This window comes from Flavobacterium sp. FPG59, from assembly GCF_002150205.1.
Taxonomy (GTDB): Bacteria; Bacteroidota; Bacteroidia; order Flavobacteriales; family Flavobacteriaceae; genus Flavobacterium.
This window is the reverse complement of record NZ_MTCA01000207.1, coordinates 1-5,377: the sequence shown is the minus strand read 5'-3', so window position 1 is coordinate 5,377 and position 5,377 is coordinate 1. Positions and strand designations below refer to the sequence as shown.

Below are 5,377 nucleotides of genomic sequence, written 5' to 3'. Positions count from 1 at the left end.
ATCTATAGTCATGTACCAATTTATCTTGTGCTACTTTATTTTAATAAAAAACCACCAGTTTTGAACTGGTGGTTTTTAATAAATATTAGGAAACTAATTCGCTTTGATTCCTAAAGACTAGTTTGTTATCAAATGCATCAAGCAGTATAATGCTATCGGTAGTTATTTTTCCAGCAAGGATTTCTTTGGATAAAGCATTAAGTACTTCACGCTGAATGACACGTTTTACAGGTCTAGCACCAAATTGCGGATCATAGCCTTTAGCACTTAAATAAGCTATTGCTTCGGGTGTGGCATCCATAGTGATGTTTTGTAGTGCCAGCATTTTAGTTACAGATTTTAGCTGTAAACTAACAATTTTAGTGATATTAGCATTTGTCAAAGGAGTAAACATCACAATTTCATCAATACGATTAATAAATTCTGGTCGGACGGTTTGTTTTAATAAACCTAAAACTTCAACTTTGGCTGCCTCGGTAGCAGCCTCAATACTGCCTTTTAAATTTTCAAACTTATCTTGAATTATTTGGCTACCCATATTAGATGTCATGATGATAATGGTATTCTTAAAATCAGCAAGACGACCTTTATTATCTGTTAATCGTCCCTCATCAAGTACCTGCAATAAAATATTGAAGGTGTCAGGATGTGCTTTTTCAATTTCATCCAATAAAATAACAGAATATGGTTTTCTGCGTACGGCTTCTGTTAGTTGACCGCCTTCGTCATAACCCACATATCCTGGAGGCGCACCTACTAATCTACTTACACTATGGCGTTCTTGATATTCACTCATATCAATTCTGGTCATAGCGTTTTCATCATCAAACAAGTATTCAGCTAAGGCTTTCGCCAATTCGGTTTTTCCCACTCCGGTTGTCCCAAGAAAAAGAAACGTACCCACCGGTTTTTTCATGTCTTGTAATCCGGCGCGACTTCTTCTTACGGCATCACTTACGGCTTCTATGGCTTCCTCTTGACCTACTACACGGCGGTGTAATTCTTCTTCAAGATGTAAAAGTTTCTCTCTTTCTCCCTGAAGCATTTTTTGCACAGGAATTCCAGTCCATTTTGCAACAACTTCAGCAATATCCTCGCGTGTAACCTCTTCTTTAATTAAGGAACTTCCACCGGCTTGATTAACAATAAGTTCTTGATGTAAAATTTCAAGTCGTTCTTGAGCTTCTTTAATTTTACCGTAACGTATTTCGGCTACTTTTCCGTAATCTCCATCGCGTTCAGCGCGTTCAGCATCATATTTATAATCTTCAATTTCTTTTTTAATCAATTGAATGCCATCAACAACGTCTTTCTCTGATTTCCATTTGGTGTAAATCGTGTTTCGATCTTCCTTAAGATTAGCCAGTTCTAGACCAAGAGATTTGAGTTTACTTTCATCTTTTTCTCTTTTAATGGCTTCAATCTCAATTTCAAGTTGCATTATTTTTCGATCCAAAACATCCAGCTCTTCTGGTTTTGAGTTAATTTCCATTCGGATTTTAGAAGCTGCTTCGTCCATTAAATCGATGGCTTTGTCTGGTAAAAATCGGTTTGTGATGTAGCGTTGGGATAATTCAACAGCTGCTATGATAGCTTCGTCTTTAATTTGAACTTTGTGGTGGGTTTCGTATTTTTCCTTAATACCACGAAGTATGGAGATAGCACTATCAGTATCTGGCTCTTCAATTTGCACTTTTTGGAAACGTCTTTCTAATGCTTTATCCTTTTCAAAATATTTTTGATATTCGTCTAATGTAGTTGCCCCAATAGCGCGTAACTCTCCACGTGCCAATGCTGGTTTTAAAATATTTGCCGCATCCATAGCACCTTCGCCGCCACCTGCACCTACAAGCGTGTGAATTTCGTCAATAAATAAAACGATGTCTCCATCGGCAGCGGTAACCTCTTTTACTACTGATTTTAGGCGTTCTTCAAATTCGCCTTTGTATTTAGCACCCGCAATTAATGCCCCCATATCCAATGAAAATACAATTTTATCTTTTAGATTTTCAGGCACATCTCCATCTACAATTCTATGTGCTAATCCTTCAGCAATGGCAGTTTTACCTACTCCAGGTTCTCCAACTAGCATAGGATTGTTCTTAGTACGACGTGTTAAAATTTGCAATACACGTCTTATTTCTTCGTCACGACCTATTACGGGATCTAGTTTACCAGATTTAGCAAGTTCGTTTAGATTTTTGGCATATTTATTCAAAGAATTATAGGTCTCCTCAGCAGAAGCCGAGGTTACACGTTCTCCTTTTCTTAGTTCATCAATTGCGGCTTTCAATCCTTTTTCGGTCACACCTTGATCTTTTAAAATCTGAGACGCTTTAGTCTTCGAGTTAAAAATAGCAAGTATCAAGTGCTCTACCGAAACATACTCGTCATTCATTTTTTTTGCAATTATTTCGGCTTCGTTTAGCGTGGTATTTGCAGTTCTAGAAAGCATTATTTCGGCACCAGTAACTTTCGGGAAACTTTGAATTGTACTTTCAAGTATTTGAATAAATAAGGGAACATTTACATTTTGTTTTTTTAATATAAATGGTGCTACGTTTTCATCAACTTCTAAAATAGCTTTAAAAAGATGTTCGTTTTCAATTTGTTGCTGTCCATAGCTTTGTGCTAATTGTTGCGAAAGTTGGATAGCTTCTTGAGATTTGATGGTAAATTTATTGATATTCATTTTTTTAGTTTTTGCAACAAGTTTTTGCTTGTTTTGTTAGTAAAATACTTTAATCACAGTTTCTTGTTAATTTATTTTATCTTTGTATCTGATTATTCAATTAATATTCCACAGTAAAATTACAGACAAAATGGCTTATTAAATATGATTTATATCATATTGAACAGACAAAATGACTGAAAAATCGACAAATTATGAGTTTTTTTAAAAATATTTTTGGTAGTAGTGATTCTAATGACCAAACTAATTCAATGACTTGGGAGCCTTTGCAAGCATTAGAACAACTAGATGAAATAGTAGCCCAATCTCAAGTAAAACCTGTTGCCATTTTTAAGCATAGCACTCGTTGTAGTGTGAGTAGAATGGCTTTGAAACAGTTTGAGAATGAGTTTAACTTTCCTGAGAAAGTGACGCCTTATTTTTTAGATTTAATTGCTTTTCGTGATGTTTCAAATGAGATTGCTTCCCGCTTTGGGGTTACACATCAATCACCACAATTGATTTTGATTCAAGATGGTAAGGCAGTTTACAATGTTTCTCACAGTGATATTGATGCTGGAGAATTGGGAGCTAAATTATAGTTGCAATACCAATCAAAGAAAATGGCCAGGGATTTACAAATTTTAGTTTGTTTATCCTTGGTTTTTTATTTTAATAACTTCCTCCAGAACCTCCACCACTGAAATCTCCATCACCAAATTCCATTGGAGATTCCACCGTAGTTTCGGGTTTTAATCCCAATTGTGTCGCCATAAGTATTTCGGCTGTGCCAAATAGATTTCCTTGCGAGAAACGATCTGGTTGAAAAGTAACACCATTAGTTTTGTTTTTAATCTTTTTTATAGCAAAAAAAGTAAATGCAAATAACACCAAACCACCAATGGTTAGGGCAATTTCAACAGGTAAAACAGCATAGTAAAAACGAATGTTGTATATTGAAAAACAAAGAGCTAGGATTCCTATCCAAAGCATAAAGCGGTCTTTTTTGTACAAAGACAAAACCAAATAACTCACCGGAACTATAAACGTAAATCCATAAAAGAAAAAGGCAAACGGAATATCGTTATTTGCAGTAACAATTACACCCATTAATTCGCTTGAAAGTTCTCTAACCACCATATAATTTCCTGATAAGTAGAATAAAATCAGTGCAAAAGCTTGGGTAAAAACAATGCCATTGTAATAAAATGGGAGTGTTAATTTTGCTAGTAGTTTTTTGCTGCCAAAATAGATAGCAATTGCAAAAAACATCATAGTAAAAGGCAGTATCGTTTTTGCGAAAGCGCCTAATTCAAACATCAAGAAAAGTATTGAACAAGTGAGTGTTACACAAAATAAGATAGCCATTGACAGCTGTACATATCTAAGATAACAAAGCAAGGAGGTTACTGATAGTATAAGGGAAATGGTAATTTCGTTTCCTTCTGTGGAAATACCTATTGCAATTGCTAAGCACAATTGAGCGCCTAATAAAAAAGCATCGTCAAGGCCATAACCATAATATTTTTGATTGGTTAAAACTTCAGTGCCAACGAATCCAATAATAGCAAAAAGATAAACCAGAAATTGATAATTTTCATTCATTGAATCTAGGCTAATTAGAGTAAGAAAGCCACAAATGGAGGAGTATAAAAAGCTACCTAACAGAAAAAATCCAATTCGTATTAAGATGTTTTTTTGACTTTTAAGTACAGTTAATTTTTTATCAATTAGGCGAAACTGACTTTCATCTATAAATCCAGCTTTTTTTAAAGAGTGCCCTTCTGAAACTAGAAACTCTTGCTCTAATTCGGTATTGCTATATTGTATCATGACTTGCTTTTTTATTGAATTGTTTAATAAGTCGAATAAAGTAAATGATAGAACCAATAAAGTAAAAGGGAACTAAGAAAAAGAAAGAGATAAATAATTCGCTATCAATATTGCTGAATTCTAATAATTTGAACAAGAATATATTTAGACCGATATAGGCGTAAATTAAGGTAAATACAAACAACGAAACAGATTTAATGAGGTAACTGGTACGGTAAAAATAGTAGCAGGAACCAGCCAATAGTATTATAAAAATGCCCCAATAGCTATCGAATAAATTATTAATACAAGCAATGCTAATAATGTGCAAAGCAAAAGTGAGAAATACTAAGCTAAAATGTTTTTTTAAGTCATTTTTTGAACTGTAAATAGTCCAAATTACTAATGAAATACCTAATGAAATAGCTGAATAGCTCAGGGTATTGTTTTCGTTAAAATCATTGTGAAGTAAAGACTGTGGAGAAACGGATAAACCAATATATGCTGCTAAACCCGTGATTGCGATTGATAAAATACTTTTATTGTCAAAATAATAGGCACAGAAGAAAGCTATTACAGTAGGAACAACAGTAGCTAAGCCGTAATGGGTACCAAAAACAGCATATTGAAATTGAAGGTAGCCAACAAAAATGCAACTTAATAATACTGCCGCTAAAATAAGGTAATCAAAAATAGGATTTTCAAATTGAGTTTGTTGTTTTTTAAATCCGATGGCGTTTTTAAAACTGAAGTAAAAACAAAAAACGGTAATCAATAATAATAAAGCCAAAATAGCGATATGTCCAATGCTATCGATGTTTTGGTAAATTAAAATACCAATACCTGATGTAAATAGTAATACAGAGGCGTACAAAAATAATTTAAGCTCAGTAT

Annotated in this window: 4 protein-coding genes; 1 reads left to right on the top strand and 3 read right to left on the bottom strand. The window is 34.0% G+C overall.

Features of this window, described 5'->3' with window-relative positions; all coding sequences use genetic code 11:
• Nucleotides 1-85: 85 nt before the first annotated feature.
• Nucleotides 86-2,692 (bottom strand): ATP-dependent chaperone ClpB, encoded by a 2,607-nt coding sequence (gene clpB / locus FPG59_RS13480; RefSeq protein WP_086455106.1) that lies wholly within the window; start codon nucleotides 2,690-2,692, stop codon nucleotides 86-88.
• A 194-nt stretch (nucleotides 2,693-2,886) separates the two neighbouring features.
• Here clpB and ytxJ point away from each other — a divergent pair, with 194 nt between their 5' ends.
• Nucleotides 2,887-3,273 carry a bacillithiol system redox-active protein YtxJ gene (gene ytxJ, locus FPG59_RS13475; protein ID WP_086455105.1) on the top strand — a complete coding sequence of 129 codons (387 nt, stop codon included), beginning with the start codon at nucleotides 2,887-2,889 and terminating at the stop codon, nucleotides 3,271-3,273.
• Nucleotides 3,274-3,343: 70 nt separating this feature from the next.
• Here the strand turns inward: ytxJ and FPG59_RS13470 are convergent, their stop codons facing one another.
• Both FPG59_RS13470 and FPG59_RS13465 read right to left on the bottom strand, forming a co-directional pair.
• Entirely contained in the window at nucleotides 3,344-4,504 is a 1,161-nt protein-coding gene (locus FPG59_RS13470) for a hypothetical protein (protein ID WP_086455104.1), read from the bottom strand.
• The coding region (locus tag FPG59_RS13465) for a DUF2157 domain-containing protein (protein ID WP_140344666.1) at nucleotides 4,491-5,377 on the bottom strand (887 nt) is incomplete at its 5' end. The genes FPG59_RS13465 and FPG59_RS13470, both read right to left, overlap by 14 nt.